Source organism: Actinospica acidithermotolerans (assembly GCF_018139625.1).
GTDB classification, from domain to species: domain Bacteria; phylum Actinomycetota; class Actinomycetes; order Streptomycetales; family Catenulisporaceae; genus Actinospica; species Actinospica acidithermotolerans.
Genome location: NZ_JAGSOH010000019.1, coordinates 1 through 19,932, shown reverse-complemented (window position 1 = coordinate 19,932; position 19,932 = coordinate 1). Strand labels below are relative to the sequence as shown.

The window sequence follows — 19,932 nt, the reverse complement described above, 5'->3', positions numbered from 1 at the left end:
CGGGAGAGGTGTGCGCGGCGCCGGTCTCTTCGACCGTTCAGCTACTCGGCGGCCTCCGCTGCCTCAGTTTCCGCAGCCCCAGCCTCCGCAGCTCCCGCGGCGTCGCCGGCGACTGCGGGCGCGGGGACCGTGGCCTCGGCGGCTGCCGCGGCCGCCACGGGCGCCGCCGTCGTGAGTCGCAGGTGCGGGCGGGCGATGGCGACGTAGACGCCGCCGATGAGGAGCAGTACCAGCATGACGACCAGCGTGAGCCAGCCGTAGTTGAACAGGCTGCCGCGCGGGCTGCTCAGGCTGGAGGGCCAGACGATGTTCAGCAGCATCAGCGCCAGGTACGCGGCGGAGGCGATGCTGACCGGCCAGCCCCAGCGGCCCAGGCGGAACGAGCCGGCGGGCTGCCAGCCGCGGGCGCGGGCGATCATCGAGCCGATGACGGTGAGCAGGAATGACAGGTAGATGCCTGATACGCCGAAGGACACCAGGAGCGTCAGCGCGTTGACGCCTGCGGGGACGTCGAACCAGAGCACGTGCATGTTCTTCGACGGCGTCACGTTGACGAGCAGCGTGAACAGGATCGGGACCACGCCGGCGACGACGAGTGCGACGACCGGGGTGTGGAAGCGCTTCGAGACGGAGCTCAGCTTCTTGCTGAAGGGGAGCACGCCGTCGCGGGCGTACGAGTACATCAGGCGGGAGCCCGCGCCCTGGACCGCGGTGCCGCAGGAGAAGAACGCGACGCACACGACGACGAGGAAGAAGTCCTGCGCCCAGGACGGGAGCTGCGCGAGGATCGCGGGGACGCCGCCGCTGAAGGACGCGGCCGAGGCGTAGCCCTTCGCGTCGGCGGGCATCGCCAGCAGCAGGCCGACGACGAGCACGGCCGAGGCCAGGCCGCCGTAGAGCAGGGCGGAGCTCATCGCCTTCGGCACGGTGCGCGAGGCCGATTTCGTCTCCTCGGCGATGTCGCCGGCGGATTCGAACCCGTAGAAGATGTAGGCGTGCGCCAGGATCGCCACGAGGGCCGCGCCGGTGAGCCAGTTGCCGGAGAAGTCGACGCCGAGGGGGTTCGACGCCGCGTGCTCCGCGCCCTGCGAGCTGAACAGGAAGCCGAAGCCGTGGTGGAAGCCGGCGACGGCGAGCGCGATGGCGACGCCGAACGTGCCGATGGTCTCGACGAACACGCCGATCCGGGAGATCCGGCCCATCAGCTTCGCGCCGACCGTGTTCATCAGCGTCTGGATGACGATCAGCAGAACGGTGACGACGAGGATCGTGCCGTGCGAGCTGCCGTTGAGATCGGTCTTGAAGATGTTGTTCAGCAGCGTCGTCAGGTAGCTGACGACTCCGGTGTCGACGCTCGCGACCGTCACCAGCAGTGCCAGGCCGTAGATCCAGCCGATCCACCAGCCGTAGCGCGGTCCGACGCTCCACTTGCCGTACTGGTACAGCGCTCCGGCGATCGGGTAGTGGCTCGCCAGCTCGCCGAAGACGAGGGCGACCAGCAGCATGAATCCGACGACCGGGACCATCAGCCACAGATAGCGCGGTCCGGCGGTGCCCACGCCGAGGACGAACAGCGAGTACACCCCGACCATCGGCGAGAGGTAGGAGAAGGCCACACTGAAGTTGTCGAAGAGTCCGAGTACGCGGTGGAGTTCCTGTTTGTACCCGAGGCGCTCGAGATGGGCCGCGTCCTCGTCGTGCTCGGCCGGCGCGCCGGCGGTGTCGTTCATCGTGCCTCGCTCATCGTTGAGGGGGAACCGGGTTGGCTGACGTGCGGAATCGCGTAAATCATGTAACCTTAAATGTATGCCGTCAAGGCTTCTCGGCGAGCGAAGAGGGAGGGCTGCGATGGCGACGGCGCCCAGCGTCCCCGCACTGACCACCGCGGCGGTCCGCGCGATCGAGACCCTCGGCGGCGGGCAGCCGGGCCGCGCCGATCAGATCGCCGACCGGCTCGCGGAGGCGATCCGGCTCGGGCTGATCCCGGCCGGGGAACGGCTTCCCCCCGAGGCCGCGCTCTCCGAGCAGCTCGGCGTCTCCACGCTGACTCTGCGCGAGGCGCTGGCGACCTTGCGCGAGCGAGGCCTCGTGGTCACCCGCCGCGGGCGCGCGGGCGGAAGCTTCGTGGCGCGCTCGTCCGGCAGCATCCTGGGACGCGAGGGACTGGCGACGCTGACGGCCCGGCAGTTGCGGGAGGTCGCCGACCTCCGGCAGGCCAGTTCGGGCACCGCGGCGGCGCTGGCGGCGCAGCGCGCGACCGCTCTGGAGATCGAGGCGCTGCGCAGGCGAGCCGACAAGCTGGCCACCGCGACGACGCCGGACGAGCGCCGTCGCGCGGACAGCGAGTTCGCCACCGAACTCGCCGCCGCCGCCCAATCGCCGCGCCTCGCGCAGCAGGAGGCGAACCTGCGCGCCGAGCTCGGCGACTATGTCTGGTCCCTGATGGACGTCGAGCAGCACGCCGAGGCGGTCCGCGCCCGGCACGCACTGGTCGACGCCATCGCCGAGGCGGACCCGGACTTGGCCCGCCGGTCGGCCGAAACAGAGATCGCATACGAGGCGAAACTGCTGATCCAGCGGCGCATCGAGCTCTACCGAGCCGAGGGGCAGAGCGCGCCGATGAACCTCGAACGGACTTGGGCCGCGCTCGCCGACGACATCGCGCGCGTATTCCACAGCCTGCGCCAGACCGCCGATGCGTTCCAGGCTTCCTACGTGCGGGCCACGCAGGCGTCCGAGCGATACGCGCTCGCCGACCTCGGCATGCTCCGGCCCCGCCTCCACGAGACGCTGGAGTCGTTCAGCGACCTCGCCGTCGGCACCGGTATCGTCGTCGCGCCCGACGTTTTGCACGACGCGGCGCACTGGCTCGAGTGGTGGTGGCGGCGCAGCGACGGCACGCCTGAGGCGCTGCGCGTCAACCTCGATCCGGACGCGCCGGACTACTTCGACTACCTCAACGACGAATGGTTCGACGTGCCGATCCGCACCAGACGGCAGCACGTGGTCGGGCCGTACGTCGACTACGCGTGTACGAATGAGTACACATTCACGTTCGCCGTGCCGATGTTCGAGGACGGCGAACGGCCCCTCGGCATCGCGGCGATGGACGTACTCTGCGACCATCTCGAACGCCGCATCATGCCGGCCCTGTGCGCGGAGCCGGAACAGCTCGTGCTGCTGAACTCGGACGGCCGCCTCATCGCCGCGAACACGACCGGGCTGGCACCGGGCGATCGGTTCGCGGCGCATTCGGGAGATGTCGCCGTGGACCGATCTGCCGCGCTGGCCCGGTTGTGCGCGATGACCGGCTGGAGCGTCCGGTCGTCAGGCCCCTGACGCCAGCTCGCTGAAGGTCTCGGCGACCCAGTCGGCGATGATGCCTGCCGCGTAGGGCATGTTGTCGATGGAGATGTGCTCGGTGCCGCCCTCGGGGTCCTCGAACAGCCGCAGCTCGCGCTTGGGGCTGTTCACGGCCTGCTCGTAGGTCTGGTGGGCGTAGTCGACGGAGATCTGACGGTCGCCGACGCCGTGGGTGATCAGCAGGGGAACGGTGATCTGCTCGGCGACGCCGTTGAGGTGCATGCCCTTCGTCTTCTCGATGAACTCGTCCATGTCGGCCGCGCCCCACACCCACTTCACGTGGTCCCAGTAGTGCGGCACCGGGTTCTCGCCCTCGCGGTTGCGCCGCTTCTCCTGCACCTCGGCCCAGTTGTGGTTGGCGCCCCAGGCGACGGCGAGCTTGAGCCGCTTCTCGAAGGCCGCCGCGCGCGGGGCGTAGTAGCCGCCGAGGGACCAGCCGACGATGCCCACGCGCTCCGGGTCGACGCCGAGCTCGCCGGCGTTCTGCTCGATGTGGTCGATGATCGCTCCGGCCCACGCCTCGGTGTCGTGCCGGGCGGTCAGGCCGCGCAGCCGTAGCGCCTCGCCGGATCCGGGGGTGTCGACCATGAGCGTGGAGATGCCGCGCTCGGCGAGCATCTGCGGGAAGCCGGAGTAGTACATCATCTCCTTGGTCGAGTCCAGGCCGTTCCACTGGATGACGACCGGGTGCGGGCCGCTGCCCGGCGCGCGGTAGAGGTAGCCGGGCAGCGAGGCGCCCTCGTAGGGGATCTCCACGGTGCTCAGCGGCACGCCGCTCAGCTCGACGTGCTTGAGCAGCAGGTCGATCGACTTCTGATACGCGGCGTTGCGCCCCTCCCACTTCGGCGACTGGAGCCGCTCGGACTGCGAGGTGTAGAGCGACGCCCGGTAGTAGGTCTCCCCCGCGCCGATGAGCCGGCCGCGAGCCTCGTCGTCCTGCGCCTTGCGCACGAGCCGGTCCGCGACGGCGGCCCACGACGCGTACAGCTCCTCGGTGCCGGCGTCGTCGCCGTTCTGGGACGCCAGCAGGACCGGCTTGCAGGCGCGGTCGACCTCGTCGATGTAGCCGCCGTTGTTGAGCGTCGCGACGACGGAGAGGCTCCACACGTAGTTGGTGGGGAAGTACATGAACACGGTGCTGCTCCTGGAGAGTGATCGCTGGCGGCCCCTGCGACGCTATGGCATGAGCCGCCCTCGTCCCTAGGTCCGAGCCCCGTTCCGGATATCCGCGTTACGGATGGCATCCATTCGACCGAAGCCGCGACAGCCCGCCTTCCGACCCGCCACACGGCCACTGGGCTGCTGTTTCCCCCGATGGTAGGTATCGGATTTACGCATCACCGCCGGGCCCGGGTGATCCCTACTATCGGTAGCGGTACCGCAGGACGGCGCGGTCCGGTGACCTCCGAGGAGTTGAAGATGGCTCAGAGCCTGGGATTCGACGGGCGTCTGGTGCTGCCCGGCGACGCCGACTGGGAGGACGCGCGCGTGGGCCGGGTCTTCAACGGCCGGCGTCCCGACCGGCAGCCGGACGCCGTGCTCATCGCGGGCTCGGTCGAGGACGTGCAGCGCGGAGTGCGGCTGGCGAACGAGAAGGGCTGGACCGTCGCCGTCCGCTCGGGCGGCCACTCGTGGGCCGCCTGGAGCGTGCGCGAGGGCGGCCTGCTCATCGACCTCGGGGCGCTGCGCGAGATGTCCTACGACGAGGAGACGCGCGTCGTGACCGCGAACCCCGCGGTCAAGGGCGGCGACGAGCTCTCGCCGTTCCTGGAGCAGCGCGGCCGGTTCTTCAACGGCGGGCACTGCCCGTCGGTCGGGCTCGGCGGCTTCCTGCTGCAGGGCGGCCAGGGCTGGAACCAGCGCGGCTGGGGCTGGGCCGCCGAATCCGTCGTCGCGGTGGACGTCGTGACGGCGGACGGCGAGCTGGTGCGTGCGGACGAAACGCAGAACTCCGACCTGTACTGGGCCGCGCGCGGCTCCGGACCGGCGTTCCCGGGCGTCGTGGTGCGCTTCCACCTCGCGACCCGGCCGCTGTTCGGATTCCTGGGCCACACCGTGCACGGCTACGAACTCGAGGACTTCGCCGAGGTCATGGCCTGGCTCTACGAGGCGCACCACCGCATCTCGACCGACGTCGAGATCGTCGCCGTCTCCACGCCGATCCCGCTGCCGGACGGCACCGAGAAGCGCGCGTTCCTGATCACCGGCCTCGCGATGGTCGACGACGAGGAGACCGCCCGCGCCGCGCTGGCCCCGTTCAACGAGTGCCCCGCGATCGACCGGGCGATCTTCGTCCAGGACTGCGCCGCCTCGACCCTCGCCGAGCAGCGCGGCCAGCAGACGCTGCAGAACCCGGAGCACTGGCAGTACATCACGGACAACGCCTGGATCGACTGCGACAACACACCGGACGGCATCGCCCGGACCGTGGAGCACCTGCGCCCGCTTTTCACGACGAACCCGACCGACAAGGGTTTCGCCATCTGGATGAGCAACGCGCCGATGCGCGACCTACCGGACATGGCCTTCTCGCTGCAGACCGAGGCGTACGTCGCCAGCTACACCGTCTACGAGGACGCCGCCGAGTTCCCGCGCAACCGCGAATGGCTGACCGAGGCGATGGCCTACGCGCAGCCGGTCACCGCCGGCCAGTACCTCGGCGACTCCGACATGACCCATCGGCAGCTGCGCTTCATGGCGCCCGAGAACTGGGCACGGCTGCGGGAGATCATCGCGGCCCGCGACCCGCAGGGCCGCTTCCACCGCTACCTCGCCAAGGACCATGACAGCCTCAACGTGAACCATTGGCTCGCCGAGGTCGCCGACGTCGCAGCGGCCTAGCGCAAAGACTTCCGGCTCGGCGTTGCGGGGAACGGCGGACGCCGAGCCGGATGCGAACCGATCCCGGCCCTCGGCCGGGAGTTCTTGAGACGCGGCGATCAGTCGCGGGGGCCGTAGGCGGCCGCCCAGGCGGCGTGCAGGCGCAGCTGGGCCTGCTCGTTGCGGCGGCCGCGGTCCAGGGCGGCGCGGCAGACGGCGTCCAGGGCGGCGTCCACGGTCGCGAGTACGGCGTCGGCACGGTCGAGGCCGTCGACGGTCTCGGCCTCGATCTGGGCGAATCGGTTGTGGGCGCGGATGATCTCGCCCGGGCGGCCGGCGACCTGCGCCGCGCGCAGGGTCTCGCGGGCGGTGCGCTCCGCGATGCGGGCCGTGAGCGCCAGGCGCAGGCCCTCGCGGCGCATCTCGTCGAGTTCGTAGATCCAGGCCAGCGCCACGGTCTCCTCGGCTTCGTCCACCGCCAGCTGCCCGGCCACTTCGGCCAGCGTCCGCTCGTATTCGCGAACCGCCGACGGGTCGTGCTCGATCTCCGACATCCCGACGGCTCCTTCCGACCCGGTAACGCGCTTGTTTCGAGAGCTGCCTACTGCCCGCGCACGCTTGAAACAAACCTCAGAGTGGAAGGGTGCTCACCCTACGCGTCTGCGCGAGACCCTCAGGCGGTCTGCCGCGCCGTCTCCTGCGCGGTGGACGCCTCCGCGCCGAGCCGGTCGAGCCGCTCGAGCCGCTCGAGCCGGCGTGCGGCCTCGGATCCGCGCTCGGCGTGGTAGATCGCCAGGATCTGGCCGCCGGAGTCGGCGAGCGGCAGTTTCTCCCGGCGCAGTTCGAGCATGCCGACCACCGGGTGGTTCAGCCGCATCGCGCCGCCGGCCAGCGCGGTGACGTCGTGCCGGGCCCACAGCCGCCGGAATTGCTCGCTGGCCAACGACAGTTCGCCGACCAGCTGGACGATCCGCTGGTCCTCGACGTCGCTGCCGACCGAGGCGCGGAATCCGGCGACCAGGTTCCTGGCCGTCTGCTCCCAGTCGGGGTACAGCTCCTGCTCGCCGGGGTCGAGGAAGATCGCGCGCAGCCGGTTGGCGCCCGGCCGGATGTTCGGGGAGACGGCGGTGGCCAAGCGGTTCGCCGCGAGCACCTCGAACGTGCGGCTCTCCACGAAAGCGGGCAGGTTGATCACGTCGAGCAGCTGCCGGATCCCGGCTGCCACCGTCTCCCGGCGCACGCGGCGGGCCGGGGTCGGGCGGGCGGCCGCGAGGCTCAGCAGGTGCTCGGTGGCGGCGGCGTCCAGCCGCAGCACCCGGGCCAGGGCCTCGAGCACCTGCGGGGACGGATTGCGGTCGCGGCCCTGCTCCAGGCGCAGGTAGTAGTCGGCGCTGATCCCGGCCAGGGTGGCGACCTCCTCGCGGCGCAGGCCCGGGGTGCGCCGCACCCCCACGACCGCCAGACCCGCCTGCGCCGGGTCGATCAGCTCCCGGCGGGCCCGCAGGTAGTGCCCGAGTGCGTTCGCCGTCTTGCTCATGTCCTCCACAGTACGAGCCCGGGCGGCGGCGTGCCTGGTCCCCTCGCTCCCAGGATCGGCGCGGCTCAGGCTGTTTCCGGCCGCGGTGGCTAGCGTGGCCGCAGGAAAGCTCCCGGAGGTACCGGCGAGCGGGAAGGGACACATGAGCGGCGACGAGCTCCCCGGCGGCGGCTTCCGCATGGGGGACCTGGACGTCACCCGCTTCGGCTACGGCGCCATGCAGTTGGCCGGACCCGGCGTCTTCGGGCCGCCCAAGGACCGCGAGGCGGCGATCGAGGTCCTGCGCACGGCCGTGGAACTGGGGATCCGGCACATCGACACGGCCGATTTCTACGGCCCGTTCGTCACGAACGAGATCATCCGCGAGGCCCTGGCGCCCTATCCGGACGACGTGCACATCGTGACCAAGGTCGGCGCGCGCCGCGACGAGCAGGGCGGCTGGCCGCACGCCCGCACGCCGGCCGAACTGGTCCAGCAGGTGCACGACAACCTCAAGCGCCTCGGGCTCGAGACGCTCGACGTGGTCAACCTGCGCGTCGGCGGCTTCGACTCCCCCGAGCCCGGCTCCATCGCCGAAGGCTTCAGCGCACTCGCCGAGCTGCGCGAGCAGGGACTGATCCGGCACCTCGGGCTGAGCACGGTGAATCAGGAGCAGATCGCCGAGGCGCAGGCGATCGCGCCGGTGGTGTGCGTGCAGAACTTCTACAACATCGCCAACCGCCGCGACGACGCGCTGATCGAGCACCTCGCCGGCCAGGGCATCGCGTATGTGCCGTACTTCCCGCTCGGCGGCTTCTCTCCGCTGCAGTCCGACACGCTGCACAAGGTCGCCGCGCGCCTGGAGGCCACGCCGCTGTCCGTGGCCCTCGCGTGGCTGCTGCAGCGCTCGCCCAACATGCTGCTCATCCCCGGCACGTCCTCGGCGCGGCACCTGCGCGAGAACCTCGCCGGCGCCGCGCTCCGGCTGCCCGATGACGCGATCGCCGAGCTGGACACGGTGGGCAGCGAGAAGCAGTAGCCCCGCGAAGGGGGCTCGGGAACGCAGCCCGCGCCACGACGCGCGGGTTGCGGCGACGGCGGCGCCGCGCTTCGATGATACGAAGACCTCTGATACATACGCGACTCGCCACCGGAGTGCCGATGATCGCCGCCGTCCTGATCTTCTGCGTAGTCGTCTTCATCGCTACGATCGCGGTCTCGGTGTCCGGAGGCAAGGACGGCGGTGCCGAGCGCGAGGTGGATCCGCGGCTGCTGGAACTCGAGTTCCGTGGCGTGGTGGTGGAGAACACGGAGGTGGCGCACGCGTTCGACGCCGGGTACTCCCGCCGCGTGAAGATCAAATGCGACGACGGCAATACCGTCACCATGACCACGCCCATCTTCGGGGGCAACCAGTTCCGGGTCGGCACCCGGGTGGTCAAACGCGCCGGGGCGGCCAGGCCGGTGCCCGACAAGGGGACCGCGGGCCCGGGCGGTCCGTCGGCCTAGAGCAGGTGCGCGAGGCCCTCGATGGTGAAATAGCTGCCCACGGCCGCGGCGCCGAAGACCACGAGCATCCGGCCGTGCAGCGCCAGCCAGGCGTTCGCGGAGGTCAGGAACGCGGTGGTCCGCTCCGGGGACGCGGCGTAGAGCAGGATCGGGATCTCCGCCATCAGCAGCACCAGGAAGGCGATCAGCAGGACCTCGAACGTGCTGGCCACCGCGTCGGGCTGGCCCTTGCTGACCGAGTGCAGCGAGGCGAGGTACATCGGCGAGGGAGAGCCCGCGAAGAGGCCGAGCGCGATGACCGCCAGCACCCCGGCCTCCTCCCGACGGCGGCGCCGCCTCTTGCGCGCGGACCGCGACGTGCGCGGCGGCTTGGCGGACTTGTCCTTCGGCGGACGCGACGCGCGCCGGGCGAGGAAGGGCACGGACAGCAGGATCGCCAGGCCGAGGCCCAGATCGACCGCGGGCGAGAAGGTGGGGTGCCGCTGGTGGTCCTCCAGGCCGCTGCCGCCGAGCGCCTCGACGACGAGGAAGCCGACCAGCAGGGTCACGACGGCCGCCGCGGCCAGGAACACCAGCGCGCGGCGCAGCGGGCGCTCCTTGTTCAGCAGCCCCGCGACGATCAGCAACGTCCAGGGCGAGAAGGCCGCGACCAGCGCGGTGGGCACCGCTTCCAGCATCTCGTACTCCGCTCCGCACGTCGTACCTGAACCCGCGCGAGCACCAAATTAGGGTAATACGGAGCGAATCAGGCAGCACCCCGACGGCACGGCGTGGCGGGTCCGGTCCCGGCATATGCTCGGAAACGGCGGTGACCGCGACGTCACCCGCGCCCCTCCAGAAAGGCTCGTCCGACTTATGTCTGTCGTCAAGATCAATGTCCTGTCGGTATCGCCCGAGGCACGCGAGACCCTCGAGAAGCGCTTCGCCGGACGCGCCGGCGCGGTGGAGGCCAGCGACGGCTTCGAGTGGTTCGAACTGCTGCGGCCGGTCGAGGGGACGGACGACTACCTCGTCTACACCCGCTGGCGCAGCGAGGAGGACTTCCAGAAGTGGCACGCCTCCCAGGATTTCGCCCGCGGGCACGCCGGCGGCTCCGAGAGCGGCCAGCCGCCGCGCCCCGCCGCGCACGCCTCGCAGATCTGGTCGTTCGACGTCGTCCAGCAGAGCGGCCCGAAGGCGCAGTAGGGCACAGCGCGACGAAAGCCCGGGTGCCGGGCCGCCGTGGATCGGCGGTCGGGCACCCGGGCATCCGGCTTTCGCGGTCGTCAGCCGTCAGCCGCCGGTCGTCAGCCGCCGGCTGTCAGCTGTCAGGCGTCATTTGGCGACGATCGAGGCCACCCAGTCGATGAAGTTCGTCGTGGGGTCGCCGCCGGCGCGCTCGGCCTCGGTGTGGCCCTCGGCCCACACCGTGGCGAAGTCCATGCTCTTGATGCCGTAGTTCTCCAGCGCCAGCATCACGTTGATCTCGGTGGTGTTGGCGGTGTCGGTCTGCGCGATACCGGTGCGGATACGCCAGTTCGGCGCCACCTGCGACTGCCGGTAGCCGCCGAAGGCCGGCGAGATGTAGTACAGCGGGTTGTACGCGTCGACGCGCCAGGCGATGTCCTTGCCGACGGCGTCCTTCTGGGCGAAGTCGCTGTCGTACTCGGCGTAGCCGTAGGACGAGTCCCAGTCGGAGTACGTCGCGTACGTCGCCTGGTTCGCCTTGACGACGTCGCGGGTGAGCGGCGCGAAGTGCGAGGGCTCGTCGAGTCCCATCGCGAAGACGTTGTTCTCGGTCTGCCCGCGCGAGTATCCGTCGAACGCGCCGACCGGCTTGCTCGCGCTCTTCTGGCTGGTGACGAAGCCCTCGAGGCTGGAGATCGTCGCCGTGTTGGTTGCGGAGTCGTAGGTGGCCCACGTGCTGCTCGAGTTGAGGGCGGCGAAGTAGTCCGCGACCGTCTCATACGTGGTCGAGGTCCCGGTCTGGCCGGATCCGGGCGGGCCGCCCTGCGTGGTGACGGTGTACGGGAACGTGGTGTCGGACAGGAAGTTGTTCAGCGAGGTGGTGATCACCTCCATCACATAGTCGTAGTAGCTGCCGGCCAGGTAGGTGCCGCTGCTGGACTTGCTCAGCTGCAAGCGCTTGCCGTGCTTGTCGCGCAGGCCCAGGTTGTTGACGTAGTTCGGCCAGGCCTTCGCGAGGTCGGCCGAGTAGGCGCTCGTCCAGGTGCCGGAGGCCCGGGTACTGGTCGAGAAGAACTGGCCCATGTTCCACTCGTACGACAGGTTCGCCTCGTGCAGGCTGGTGATCGGGCACCAGGCCATGACACCGTCGACGGCATCGCTGAGCGGACGACCCTTGGCGTCCTGCATCGCAGCGCCGATCGAGCGCAGGTACGGCGTGTAAAGCGGGCTGTCGCCGGAAGTGCCGGCCACCGTGTCCTGGGCGCCGCCGCCGCTCATGCCGAACAGGTAGATGTTGTTCGTGCTGCCCGGCAGGGCGTCCCGGTTGTAGCGCAGGTAGCGCACCGAGGCCTTGAGGTCGGTCACGCCCCAGGGCGCTGCGTCGTTGCGCGTACTGGTCGAGGTGTCCCGACCGCGCAGGCCCGGCCACACGTAGATGAGGCCGGCCTCCAGGTACGCCGACACGCTGCTGTAGCTGTACGACGTGGCAGGGGCCTGACCCGCGTAGCCTGGGGTGTTGACCGGGATGACGAAGGGCGCCGTCTGCGCCGAGTACTTGCCGACGGTGCCCTTCTTGTTGACCGTCGCGGTATACGTCGACCCGTCGCTGTTCAGAGTCGCCGTCAGATACGCGCCCGGTACGTAGATCGAGAGGTTCTCGTAGTCGGTCGCCGCCGGGTTCGCGACGTACATCTTCCCGATCTGGTAGTAGACGTCGTTGGTCGCGTCGTACGACCACGCGGCGGAGTCGAGCGCGATCGAGTAGGCCGCGCTCGACGTCGACGAACCGCTCGTCGACGAGCTGCTCGCGAAAGCCGTGCCCGCGGCGCCTTCGGCGACTCCGATCGCGGTCAGGGCCGCGGCCCCCGCGGCGCCCCGAATCACGGTTCTACGATTGATTTCCACCCGTGTACCTCCTTGTGCATCGGGAAAGGTGGACACGGTCCGGCCCCTCCCCCCGGCCCGGGGGGCGTCGTGGGCGGGTCGAACCGCGCGGCTGGTACGAGACCCAGACCGTAGAACCCTGGTTTCAACATTGTTAACAATTTAGATGACAGTTTCGTGAGAGAGCGGGCGCCGGCCGGTCCGGCCGGGCCGCGCCGGACGCCGCGTCAGCATATGTTGACGCGGCTGGATCGTCAGCATATGCTGACGGCATGGAAAGCACGCTCGAGATCGCCGAGGGCGCCGCGAGTCAGGACCCGGACGTCGGGCTGCGCGCGGTGGCCGCGCTGCGGGAGCTGGCCGAGCGGCTGGAGGTGCTGCAGATCGAGAACGCGCGGCGGCTCGGCTGGTCGTGGCAGGAGATCGCCGACCGGCTGGGCGTGACCAAGCAGACCGTGCACCGCAAGCACGGGCCACGGATCGGGAGGCGATCGTGACGAGGCGCATCGAGGGCGAGGCACGGCGCGCGGTCATCCGCGCGCAGGAGCAGGCACGCCGCTTCGGCCAGCACTTCATCGGCTGCGAGCACCTGCTCTACGGGGTGGCCGGGGCCGATGACGCGGTCGGCGGCATTCTCCGGGCGCGGGGCGTGACTCCGGAGCGCGTCGACGAGCAGCTGGCGGCCCTGGTCCGTCGCTCGCGTTCGGCCGCCGCGCGGCAGAGGGATCTCGACGGTGAGGCGCTCGACACGATCGGCGTCGACCTCGACGCCGTCCGTGCGCGCGTCGAGCAGGCGTTCGGTCCGGGCTCGCTGGACCGTGCGGGCGCCGCACGGTCCAGCCGCGCGAAACGCGACGTCACCGGTCACCTGCGGGTGACCCGTCAGGCGCGCGCCTGCCTCAAGCGATCGATCCGCGCCGCCGAGGCCCGGCCGGACGGCCGCCCCGACACCGCGGAGCTGGCGCTGGTCCTGCTGGATGTGAGAGCGAGCGCGGCGCGCAGTATTCTCGCCACGCTCGGGGTTTCGGCGCCAGAACTCAGCGCGGAGATCAGCGGTGCTCTCTAGGCCATGGCCTGGCCGCGGCCGGTTCGCGGTGCGAACCTCCGCAATGGTCTGCGAGACTGTTACGATGCGCGATCTCTACAACGAGTCCGAACACGCCGGCCACGCCTTGGCGGAGATGGCCCGGCTGGTCGGCCAGGCGCTGTCCCAGGCGACCGAGGCGCTGCTCGAAACGGACCTCCGGCTGGCCGAGACGGTGATCTCGGGCGATCGCGCGATCGACGCGCTCTACCGCGAAATGGACGTGCAGGCCCCCGGCTCGCTGGCCGAGCAGCAGCCGGTCGCGAGCGACCTGCGCGCACTGCTCACCTCGCTGCGGATGAGCGCGGACCTGGAGCGCATGGGCGACCTGGCCCGGCACATAGCCACCGTGGCGCGGATGCGCTTCCCGGACTGCGCGGTCCCGGACGAACTGCGCGACACCTTCGCGCAGATGGGCGAGATCGGCGTGCAGCTGTCGAACCGGCTGGCGCGGATCATCGAGACGCGAGACGTCACGGCCGCCAACACCCTCGACGCGCAGGACGACACCGTCGACCGCCTGCACCGCGGCGTGTTCGCCGCACTGCTGAGCGCGGAGGACAAGTACCCGATGCAGACGGCCATCGACGTGACCCTGCTCAGCCGCTACTACGAGCGCTTCGCCGACCACGCGGTCTCGGTGGCGCACCGCGTGGAGAACCTCGGCACCGGCGAGCCCTGGGACGATCAGCCGTAGTGCGGACGGCCGGCCCTCGACGTCTCACGCGCTCGACCACGTCAGACGGCCGACATCAGCTTGCGCGCGAAGCGATGCATGTGTGGATCAAAGGCCTCGATCGGTTCCGCGAGTAGCTGCTCGACCGACAGCCAGCGCACGCCGTCGAACTCGCCGGGGTCCGGGCGAAGTCGGGCATCGGCCGGATCGACGTCGATCACGAACCACAGGCTCACGTCGGTGTGACGGCGGACCGCAGAGCCCTGCGTCTGCGTCACCGTCACGAACAGCGGGTCGGTGCCGAGCCCCGGTAAGGCGGCTGCCGGGACGGCGAGTTCCTCGACGCACTCGCGCTGCACGGTCTGCCACGGCAGCTCCCCAGCCTCGCAGTGGCCGCCGGGAGGGAGTTCGAGGCCGGACTTGCGATGGGCGGCCAGCAGTACCGAACCGGTACGGGTGTCGAAGGGTACGAAGTAGGAGACCAGGTGCATCGGCGGTTGGTCCGGCGGCACCGATCGGTACAGCTCGGCACCCGAATCAATCCACTCCAGCGCCGCGCGCCGGTGGTCTTGCTCGACGGCGTCGACAGGGTCGATCGACGCGATGATTCGGGCGATCTGTTCGCGGTTGCTGATCACGGACCGAAAACCTACCGAGGGCCGCCGACAGTGCAGCCGCGCACCCGTTCCCAGCACAGCTGCTCGCCGCGCAGCCGTTCACCGCACGGCCGTTCGCCGCCGTGCCGTGTTGCGGCAGCGCCGTTGACATAGTGATCACTATCTGGATAGTCTCGCACGATGGCGACAGACGAGGAGGCCCCGCAGCGGCCGAAGCGCCTCACCCGGGCCGAGTCGAAGGCGCGCACGCGCGAGCTGCTCCTCGACGCCGCGGCGGAGACGTTCGCGCGCAAGGGATACGCCGGAGCCTCGGTCGAGGAGATCGCGGAGAGCGCCGGGTTCTCGATCGGCGCGCTCTACTCCAACTTCGGCGGCAAGCAGGAGCTGTTCCTCGCGCTGCTCGAGTCGCGGGCGAGCGACCGCATCGCCGAGGCCGCGCAGCTGATCGACGGCCGGCAACCGGACGGCACGGCCGCCGCGGGGCTCGGCAAGCTGCTGATCGAGACCGCGGACGAGGACGTCGCCTTCGAATCGCTGCGCGCGGAGTTCTGGCTCTACGCCGTGCGCAATCCCGAGTCGATGGCCACGTTCGCCGAGCGCGTCGGCGAGTCGCGCGACGCGCTGACCGGGGTGATCGCCCGACTCCTGGAGGGTCAGGGGCGGGGCACCGACTACCCGCTGCAGAGCATCTCGACCGTCGTGATCGCGCTCTTCCACGGGCTCGTCCAATTGCGGCGCATCGACCCCGGCTTCGTCTCCGAGGACCTGTTCGAGCGCACCCTGGCCTGCCTGTTCACCGAGGCGACGATGACGGGTGTTCAGCTGCCCGGACCGAGTGCCGAGCAGTCAGGATCCGGCGAGAACGCCGACGACTGAGCTGAGCGCGGCGGGGTCCCGCCTCTAGAACATGTGATCGCCGTCGAACGGCCGCCGAGAGCGCTGCCCGGGATCTCCCCGGCCAGCGCTCTCGGCGTTCCCGGCGTTTCCGGCGGGCGCTCGGCCGTCGAATCCATGCCGTACCGCGCCTGCGTTCGCACTGTTCCCACCATGCCCAGAGTTCCCACCGTGCCCCGCGATTGTCCCACGCCGATGCGAGCAGGCGCTATTGCGATAGTGGCCACTATGTGAATAGGATCCACTTCGACAGGGCCGCCAGCGCGCGGACGCACCCGGGAAGGGCCTTCGATGCTCCGACGAAACAGAACCCGCACGCCCGATCTCCCCGCCTCGGACGGCGAGTGGCCGCGCGGCCTGCTCGCCCGGGCCGGCGGATGGTGCGCCCGGCACGCGTGGACCGTGGTCGCGGTCTGGCTGCTGATCCTGATCGGCGCGACGGTCGGCCACCGCGCACTGGGCGGCACGTACGCCGACGACTTCAACCTCTCCGGCTCGCCGTCGGTGACCGGCATCAACGTGCTGCAGGCGCACGATCCGGCGGCGGGCGGGCAGAGCGGCCAGATCGTGTTCGCGGTCGCCTCCGGCCAACTGTCCACCGCCGAGAGCGCGATCGAGACGAGCATCGGCGACGTCCGGAAACTGCCGCACGTCCTGTCCGCCACCGACCCGCTCGCCGGCGCGACGACCTCGAAGGACGGGCGCACGGCGTACTCGACGGTCCAGTTCGACACGAACCCCGTCGACCTCGGCAGCTCGTACGTCGCGCAGGTCGAGCAGGCCACGGCCCCCGCGCGCGCCGCCGGGGTGCAGGTCAACTACGGCGAGACGCTCGGCACGGCGGCCAGGCCCGTCACCAAGGACACCGCCTCCGAGGGCGCCGGAATCGCCGTGGCGATCATCGTCCTACTCGTCGGCTTCGGCAGCGTGCTCGCGGCCGGCCTGCCGATCATCAGCGCTCTGATAGGCGGCGCGGCCGGGCTCGGGCTGCTCGGGATGCTGGCCGCCGCGACCACCTTCGCGACCGTCTCCCCCACGCTGGCCATCATGATGGGGCTCGGCGTCGGCATCGACTACGGCCTGTTCCTGATCACCCGGCACCGGCAGCAGGTCATCGACGGCGTCGCCCCGGATCTCGCCGCGGCGCGCACCCTCGCGTCCAGCGGGCGTGCGGTGCTGACCGCCGCGCTCACGGTCATCGTCGCGCTGCTGGGCCTGTACGCCTCCGGCCTGTCGTTCATCGGCAAGCTCGGCCTGGCCGCCGGAATCACGGTGGCCGTCGGTGCGCTCAGTGCCCTGACCCTGGTCCCCGCGCTGCTCGGCATGGCGGGTCGGCGCATCGACCGGCTGCGGGTGCGCAAGCCGATCGCCGAGAGCGCGCAGACCGGCAGCGGCTGGCACGCGTACGCCGCGCTCGTCGGACGGCGCCCGGTGACTTTCCTGCTCGGCGGACTGCTCGTCCTGTGCGCGCTCGCGATCCCGGCGCTCTCCCTCCGGCTCGGCCACATCGACGCCGGCGCCGATCCGGTCGGCTACACCGATCGCGTCGCGTACGACCAGATGAGCGCCGCCTTCGGGCCGGGCACGAACGGCCCGTTCACCATCGTCGTCGACGTCCAGGGCATCGACGCGGGCCGGGTCTCCGGCCTGAAGACGTCGCTGCGGTCAGGTCTGTCTTCGACCGCCGACGTCGCCTCGGTCGCGCCGATCAAGGCCACCTCGGACGGCGACGTGCTGATCACCACGGTCACCCCGGTCTCGGGACCGCAGGACGCCGCGACGGTCACGCTGATGAGCACCCTGCGCGACAGCACACTGCCGAAGGCCGTCGCGGGCACGAGCGCGACCGGGTACGTCACCGGCACCATCGCCCTGCAACTCGACTTCCGCAACCAGGTCAGCTCGCGGCTGCCGCTGATCATCGTCGTGGTGATCGCCGCCGCGTTCCTGCTCCTGCTGGCCAGCTTCCGCAGCCCGGTGCTCGCGCTCAAGGCGGCGCTGTGCAACCTGTTCTCGCTCGGCGCCGCCTACGGCGTGGTCGTGGCGGTCTTCCAGTGGGGCTGGGGCAGCTCGCTGCTCGGCGTCGGCGAGAAGGTGCCGATCGAGTCGTACGTGCCGATGATGATGTTCGCGATCGTCTTCGGACTCTCGATGGACTACGAGGTCTTCCTGCTCTCCCGCGTGCGCGAGGCCTGGCTCGCCCGGCACGACAACCACGAGTCCGTCGCCACCGGCCTGTCCGTGACCGCGCGGGTGATCAGCTGCGCGGCGCTCATCATGGCCAGCGTGTTCTTCGCGTTCATGCTCTCGAACAGCGTCGTCGTGAAGATGCTCGCACTCGGCCTGGGAGTCAGCGTGCTGATCGACGCGACCGTCGTCCGGCTGGTCATCGTCCCCGCCGCCATGTTCCTGATGGGGAGCGTCAACTGGTGGATTCCGCGGTGGCTCGACAGGATCCTGCCGCACCTTGGCGAGGAGCCGATCGCAGAGCGCGTCGCGGAAGCCGATGCCGAACCCGTCTCGTCGTGACAGTGCCGCGCGCTATCCGCGAGACGCGGAGCGCCGCACCTGGAGCGCCCACGCGACGAGCGGGGCCTGCAACGGCAGCCGGGCGTAGGCCAGGTTGCGCGCCGTGGTACCGCGGCCGCGCCAGTCCCTGGCCATCTGGACGTTGGCCGGGAAGACGGCGACCAGCAGGCCGGCCGCCGCGGCGGCGGCGCTCCGGCGGGTGCGCGGGTGGGCGACCGCGGCGGCGACGGCGAGCTCGGCGGCCCCGCTGCCGTACGTCCACCAGCGCGCCGGGCCGGGCAGCACCCGCGGCACGATCCGGTCGTACGGCTTCGGGTATGCCAGATGGGTCAAGCCGGCCGCGGCCAGCAGCCCGGCCAGGGCGTACGCCGACTTCGCGGCCGTGGACTTCCCCGCCTCACGGGTCTTCGACACTCTGCCGCTCCTCGTCTTCGTGGTCTGAAATCATTCTCCGCCGACCCGATCTGCGTCCAGGGCGCCCGCCGACGAGCCGAACGCGGCCAGCGCGGCGAAGCGCACGACGAGCCGCCGCCACTCGCCGGGCCGGCGCAGCATCGCGTGGCCGTCGTCGAGCACCTTGAGGTAGACCGCGTCGGCCACGGCGCTCGCGCGGGTGGCGAACGCGACGGAGTCGCCGACGTCCGTGACCCGGTCGCGGCGCCCGTGCGCGACCAGCAGGGTGCGATCCGCGAGCGGGTCGACCGGCTCGTCCGGCGGTAGCCAGGGCGCGAGCGCGGCGACCGCGCGGACCGTGGGGTATTCGGCGACGCGCACCGCGGTCCGGCCGCCGAGGCTGTGGCCGACCAGGATCACCGGGACCGGGCCGAGGCCGTTCTCGACGGCCTCGAGGGCGAGCCACGCGTCGCTGACCGGGTCGGGGGTGCGCGACCCGCCCTCGTCGTTCCAGCCGCGCACCCGGTAGCGCAGCGCGAGGACCGGCAGCGTCCGCTCCCGCCGGATCCCCCTGGCCAGCGCGTCCATCCGCGCGGCGGCCAGGTTGCCCCGGGAGACCGGGTCGTACGAGTGGGCGCGGCCGCCGTGCAGCAGCAGCACGACGGCGGCCGGCTCGCTGGTCGAACCGGCCGCCGCCGCGAGCCCCACGAGCCTGCCGCCCGCGCCGCCCGTCTGCCCCATGTCGATATCGTGCACGAACCCGGTTCGGGGCCATCGGTCATCCGGATTGGTCACATGCTCTGTGATAGCCCACGGCGTGGTCCCTGGCCACTCGCGCGACCCGCGACACGCCGTCGCCGGCGCGGGCTACGCGGCGAGCACGTGCTCCTTCGCGCGCTGGAACTCCTCCTCGCTGATGTCGCCGTGGGCCCTGAGGTCGGCGAGCTTCGCCAGCTGGTCGGCCTGGCCGCCGCCGCCCTTCGCGTCGGCCGCCTCGACCGGTCCGCTGCCGGTTCCCGCGGCCTCCCGGACGTAGGCCCGGAACTCCTGCTCATTGCGCTGCGCCTGCGCGACTTCCCGGGCGCCCATGCCGCGCCCGCGCGCGATCAGATAGACGAACACGCCCACGAAGGGCAGCACGATGACGAACACGGACCAGGCCGCCTTGCCCCAGCCGCTCAGCTCGTGGTCGCGGAAGATGTCCCCGAAGATCCGGAACAGCAGGAAGAACCACAGGATCCACAGGAAGAACCACATGGTGGTGAGGAAGACGTTGAGCAACGGGTAGTTCACCGGGGTTTCCTTTCCCTTCGGCCCGGCTCGGGCGAGCCGGGCCTGTCGTCGAGCACCTGCCGAGGCCCGGCCGGCTAGGCCAGGACCTTGGCCTTCTGCGCCTCGAACTCGGCGTCGGTGAGCACACCCTGGTCGTGCAGCGCGCCGAGCTCCTTGAGCCGGGAGATCTTGCTGTCCATGTCGGAGC

At 70.7% G+C, this 19,932-nt stretch carries 21 protein-coding genes; 10 read left to right on the top strand and 11 right to left on the bottom strand.

Features of this window, described 5'->3' with window-relative positions; all coding sequences use genetic code 11:
- Positions 1 to 41: 41 nt before the first annotated feature.
- Positions 42 to 1,730, bottom strand: a complete 1,689-nt coding sequence (locus KDK95_RS09665) for an APC family permease (protein WP_212517723.1) — start codon at positions 1,728 to 1,730, stop codon at positions 42 to 44.
- Between the two features lie 118 nt (positions 1,731 to 1,848).
- Here KDK95_RS09665 and KDK95_RS09660 point away from each other — a divergent pair, with 118 nt between their 5' ends.
- Positions 1,849 to 3,339 (top strand): GntR family transcriptional regulator, encoded by a 1,491-nt coding sequence (locus KDK95_RS09660; RefSeq protein WP_212517722.1) that lies wholly within the window; start codon positions 1,849 to 1,851, stop codon positions 3,337 to 3,339.
- Here KDK95_RS09660 and KDK95_RS09655 read toward each other — a convergent pair.
- Entirely contained in the window at positions 3,328 to 4,491 is a 1,164-nt protein-coding gene (locus KDK95_RS09655; RefSeq protein ID WP_249160803.1) for an alpha/beta hydrolase family protein, read from the bottom strand. The two genes, KDK95_RS09660 and KDK95_RS09655, sit on opposite strands and share 12 nt — an antisense overlap.
- Positions 4,492 to 4,782: 291 nt before the next feature.
- Here KDK95_RS09655 and KDK95_RS09650 point away from each other — a divergent pair, with 291 nt between their 5' ends.
- Positions 4,783 to 6,204 carry an FAD-binding oxidoreductase gene (locus tag KDK95_RS09650; protein ID WP_212517720.1) on the top strand — a complete coding sequence of 474 codons (1,422 nt, stop codon included), beginning with the start codon at positions 4,783 to 4,785 and terminating at the stop codon, positions 6,202 to 6,204.
- A 98-nt stretch (positions 6,205 to 6,302) separates the two neighbouring features.
- Here the strand turns inward: KDK95_RS09650 and KDK95_RS09645 are convergent, their stop codons facing one another.
- Both KDK95_RS09645 and KDK95_RS09640 read right to left on the bottom strand, forming a co-directional pair.
- A complete protein-coding gene (locus tag KDK95_RS09645) occupies positions 6,303 to 6,737 on the bottom strand; it encodes a hypothetical protein (protein ID WP_212517719.1) in 435 nt (144 codons plus the stop codon).
- Positions 6,738 to 6,856: 119 nt separating this feature from the next.
- On the bottom strand, positions 6,857 to 7,720 hold the full coding sequence (locus KDK95_RS09640; protein ID WP_212517718.1) for a helix-turn-helix domain-containing protein: 864 nt from the start codon (positions 7,718 to 7,720) through the stop codon (positions 6,857 to 6,859).
- 142 nt (positions 7,721 to 7,862) lie between these two features.
- On the opposite strand from KDK95_RS09640, the gene KDK95_RS09635 reads away from it, so the two are divergent.
- On the top strand, positions 7,863 to 8,738 hold the full coding sequence (locus KDK95_RS09635) for an aldo/keto reductase family oxidoreductase (protein ID WP_212517717.1): 876 nt from the start codon (positions 7,863 to 7,865) through the stop codon (positions 8,736 to 8,738).
- 122 nt (positions 8,739 to 8,860) lie between these two features.
- Entirely contained in the window at positions 8,861 to 9,208 is a 348-nt protein-coding gene (locus KDK95_RS09630) for a hypothetical protein (RefSeq protein WP_212517716.1), read from the top strand.
- Here the strand turns inward: KDK95_RS09630 and KDK95_RS09625 are convergent.
- Complete coding sequence (locus KDK95_RS09625) at positions 9,205 to 9,885, bottom strand: GAP family protein (RefSeq protein WP_212517715.1); 681 nt, start codon at positions 9,883 to 9,885, stop codon at positions 9,205 to 9,207. The two genes, KDK95_RS09630 and KDK95_RS09625, sit on opposite strands and share 4 nt — an antisense overlap.
- Before the next feature lie 178 nt (positions 9,886 to 10,063).
- Between KDK95_RS09625 and KDK95_RS09620 the strand changes: the two genes are divergently transcribed.
- Positions 10,064 to 10,393 carry an antibiotic biosynthesis monooxygenase family protein gene (locus tag KDK95_RS09620; RefSeq protein WP_212517714.1) on the top strand — a complete coding sequence of 110 codons (330 nt, stop codon included), beginning with the start codon at positions 10,064 to 10,066 and terminating at the stop codon, positions 10,391 to 10,393.
- A gap of 129 nt (positions 10,394 to 10,522) precedes the next feature.
- Here the strand turns inward: KDK95_RS09620 and KDK95_RS09615 are convergent, their stop codons facing one another.
- Complete coding sequence (locus tag KDK95_RS09615; protein WP_372463295.1) at positions 10,523 to 12,280, bottom strand: esterase; 1,758 nt, start codon at positions 12,278 to 12,280, stop codon at positions 10,523 to 10,525.
- A 251-nt stretch (positions 12,281 to 12,531) separates the two neighbouring features.
- Between KDK95_RS09615 and KDK95_RS09610 the strand changes: the two genes are divergently transcribed.
- The 3 genes from KDK95_RS09610 to phoU all read left to right on the top strand — a co-directional run bounded on the left by KDK95_RS09610 (position 12,532) and on the right by phoU (position 14,040).
- The gene (locus KDK95_RS09610) at positions 12,532 to 12,756 is read left to right on the top strand and encodes a helix-turn-helix domain-containing protein (protein ID WP_212517712.1); all 225 of its coding nucleotides are present in this window, start codon (positions 12,532 to 12,534) and stop codon (positions 12,754 to 12,756) included.
- Positions 12,753 to 13,325, top strand: coding sequence for a Clp protease N-terminal domain-containing protein (locus KDK95_RS09605; protein ID WP_212517711.1), 573 nt, complete (start codon positions 12,753 to 12,755; stop codon positions 13,323 to 13,325). The genes KDK95_RS09610 and KDK95_RS09605 overlap by 4 nt, the downstream gene beginning before the upstream one ends.
- Before the next feature lie 64 nt (positions 13,326 to 13,389).
- Positions 13,390 to 14,040, top strand: coding sequence for a phosphate signaling complex protein PhoU (phoU, locus tag KDK95_RS09600; protein ID WP_212517710.1), 651 nt, complete (start codon positions 13,390 to 13,392; stop codon positions 14,038 to 14,040).
- Between the two features lie 41 nt (positions 14,041 to 14,081).
- Here the strand turns inward: phoU and KDK95_RS09595 are convergent, their stop codons facing one another.
- Positions 14,082 to 14,657 carry an NUDIX domain-containing protein gene (locus KDK95_RS09595; RefSeq protein WP_212517709.1) on the bottom strand — a complete coding sequence of 192 codons (576 nt, stop codon included), beginning with the start codon at positions 14,655 to 14,657 and terminating at the stop codon, positions 14,082 to 14,084.
- Positions 14,658 to 14,816: 159 nt separating this feature from the next.
- Here KDK95_RS09595 and KDK95_RS09590 point away from each other — a divergent pair, with 159 nt between their 5' ends.
- Both KDK95_RS09590 and KDK95_RS09585 read left to right on the top strand, forming a co-directional pair.
- Positions 14,817 to 15,512 (top strand): TetR/AcrR family transcriptional regulator, encoded by a 696-nt coding sequence (locus KDK95_RS09590; RefSeq protein ID WP_212517708.1) that lies wholly within the window; start codon positions 14,817 to 14,819, stop codon positions 15,510 to 15,512.
- Between the two features lie 309 nt (positions 15,513 to 15,821).
- Entirely contained in the window at positions 15,822 to 18,059 is a 2,238-nt protein-coding gene (locus KDK95_RS09585) for an MMPL family transporter (RefSeq protein WP_212517707.1), read from the top strand.
- Positions 18,060 to 18,071: 12 nt separating this feature from the next.
- Here the strand turns inward: KDK95_RS09585 and KDK95_RS09580 are convergent, their stop codons facing one another.
- The 4 genes from KDK95_RS09580 to KDK95_RS38175 form a co-directional block, all read right to left on the bottom strand.
- Positions 18,072 to 18,473, bottom strand: a complete 402-nt coding sequence (locus tag KDK95_RS09580; RefSeq protein WP_212517706.1) for a DoxX family protein — start codon at positions 18,471 to 18,473, stop codon at positions 18,072 to 18,074.
- A gap of 30 nt (positions 18,474 to 18,503) precedes the next feature.
- Positions 18,504 to 19,193 (bottom strand): alpha/beta hydrolase, encoded by a 690-nt coding sequence (locus KDK95_RS09575; protein ID WP_212517705.1) that lies wholly within the window; start codon positions 19,191 to 19,193, stop codon positions 18,504 to 18,506.
- 126 nt (positions 19,194 to 19,319) lie between these two features.
- The gene (locus tag KDK95_RS09570; protein ID WP_212517704.1) at positions 19,320 to 19,745 is read right to left on the bottom strand and encodes an SHOCT domain-containing protein; all 426 of its coding nucleotides are present in this window, start codon (positions 19,743 to 19,745) and stop codon (positions 19,320 to 19,322) included.
- Between the two features lie 74 nt (positions 19,746 to 19,819).
- The coding region (locus KDK95_RS38175) for an SHOCT domain-containing protein (RefSeq protein WP_372463296.1) at positions 19,820 to 19,932 on the bottom strand (113 nt) is incomplete at its 5' end.

What these genes read in the sequence shown, in the direction of transcription:
- KDK95_RS09665 (WP_212517723.1), bottom strand. Translation starts at nt 1,730, where the DNA reads ATGAACGACACCGCCGGCGCGCCGGCCGAGCACGACGAGGACGCGGCC.
- KDK95_RS09660 (WP_212517722.1), top strand. Translation starts at nt 1,849, where the DNA reads ATGGCGACGGCGCCCAGCGTCCCCGCACTGACCACCGCGGCGGTCCGC.
- KDK95_RS09655 (WP_249160803.1), bottom strand. Translation starts at nt 4,491, where the DNA reads ATGTACTTCCCCACCAACTACGTGTGGAGCCTCTCCGTCGTCGCGACG.
- KDK95_RS09650 (WP_212517720.1), top strand. Translation starts at nt 4,783, where the DNA reads ATGGCTCAGAGCCTGGGATTCGACGGGCGTCTGGTGCTGCCCGGCGAC.
- KDK95_RS09645 (WP_212517719.1), bottom strand. Translation starts at nt 6,737, where the DNA reads ATGTCGGAGATCGAGCACGACCCGTCGGCGGTTCGCGAATACGAGCGG.
- KDK95_RS09640 (WP_212517718.1), bottom strand. Translation starts at nt 7,720, where the DNA reads ATGAGCAAGACGGCGAACGCACTCGGGCACTACCTGCGGGCCCGCCGG.
- KDK95_RS09635 (WP_212517717.1), top strand. Translation starts at nt 7,863, where the DNA reads ATGAGCGGCGACGAGCTCCCCGGCGGCGGCTTCCGCATGGGGGACCTG.
- KDK95_RS09630 (WP_212517716.1), top strand. Translation starts at nt 8,861, where the DNA reads ATGATCGCCGCCGTCCTGATCTTCTGCGTAGTCGTCTTCATCGCTACG.
- KDK95_RS09625 (WP_212517715.1), bottom strand. Translation starts at nt 9,885, where the DNA reads ATGCTGGAAGCGGTGCCCACCGCGCTGGTCGCGGCCTTCTCGCCCTGG.
- KDK95_RS09620 (WP_212517714.1), top strand. Translation starts at nt 10,064, where the DNA reads ATGTCTGTCGTCAAGATCAATGTCCTGTCGGTATCGCCCGAGGCACGC.
- KDK95_RS09610 (WP_212517712.1), top strand. Translation starts at nt 12,532, where the DNA reads ATGGAAAGCACGCTCGAGATCGCCGAGGGCGCCGCGAGTCAGGACCCG.
- phoU (WP_212517710.1), top strand. Translation starts at nt 13,390, where the DNA reads ATGCGCGATCTCTACAACGAGTCCGAACACGCCGGCCACGCCTTGGCG.
- KDK95_RS09590 (WP_212517708.1), top strand. Translation starts at nt 14,817, where the DNA reads ATGGCGACAGACGAGGAGGCCCCGCAGCGGCCGAAGCGCCTCACCCGG.
- KDK95_RS09585 (WP_212517707.1), top strand. Translation starts at nt 15,822, where the DNA reads ATGCTCCGACGAAACAGAACCCGCACGCCCGATCTCCCCGCCTCGGAC.
- KDK95_RS09575 (WP_212517705.1), bottom strand. Translation starts at nt 19,193, where the DNA reads ATGGGGCAGACGGGCGGCGCGGGCGGCAGGCTCGTGGGGCTCGCGGCG.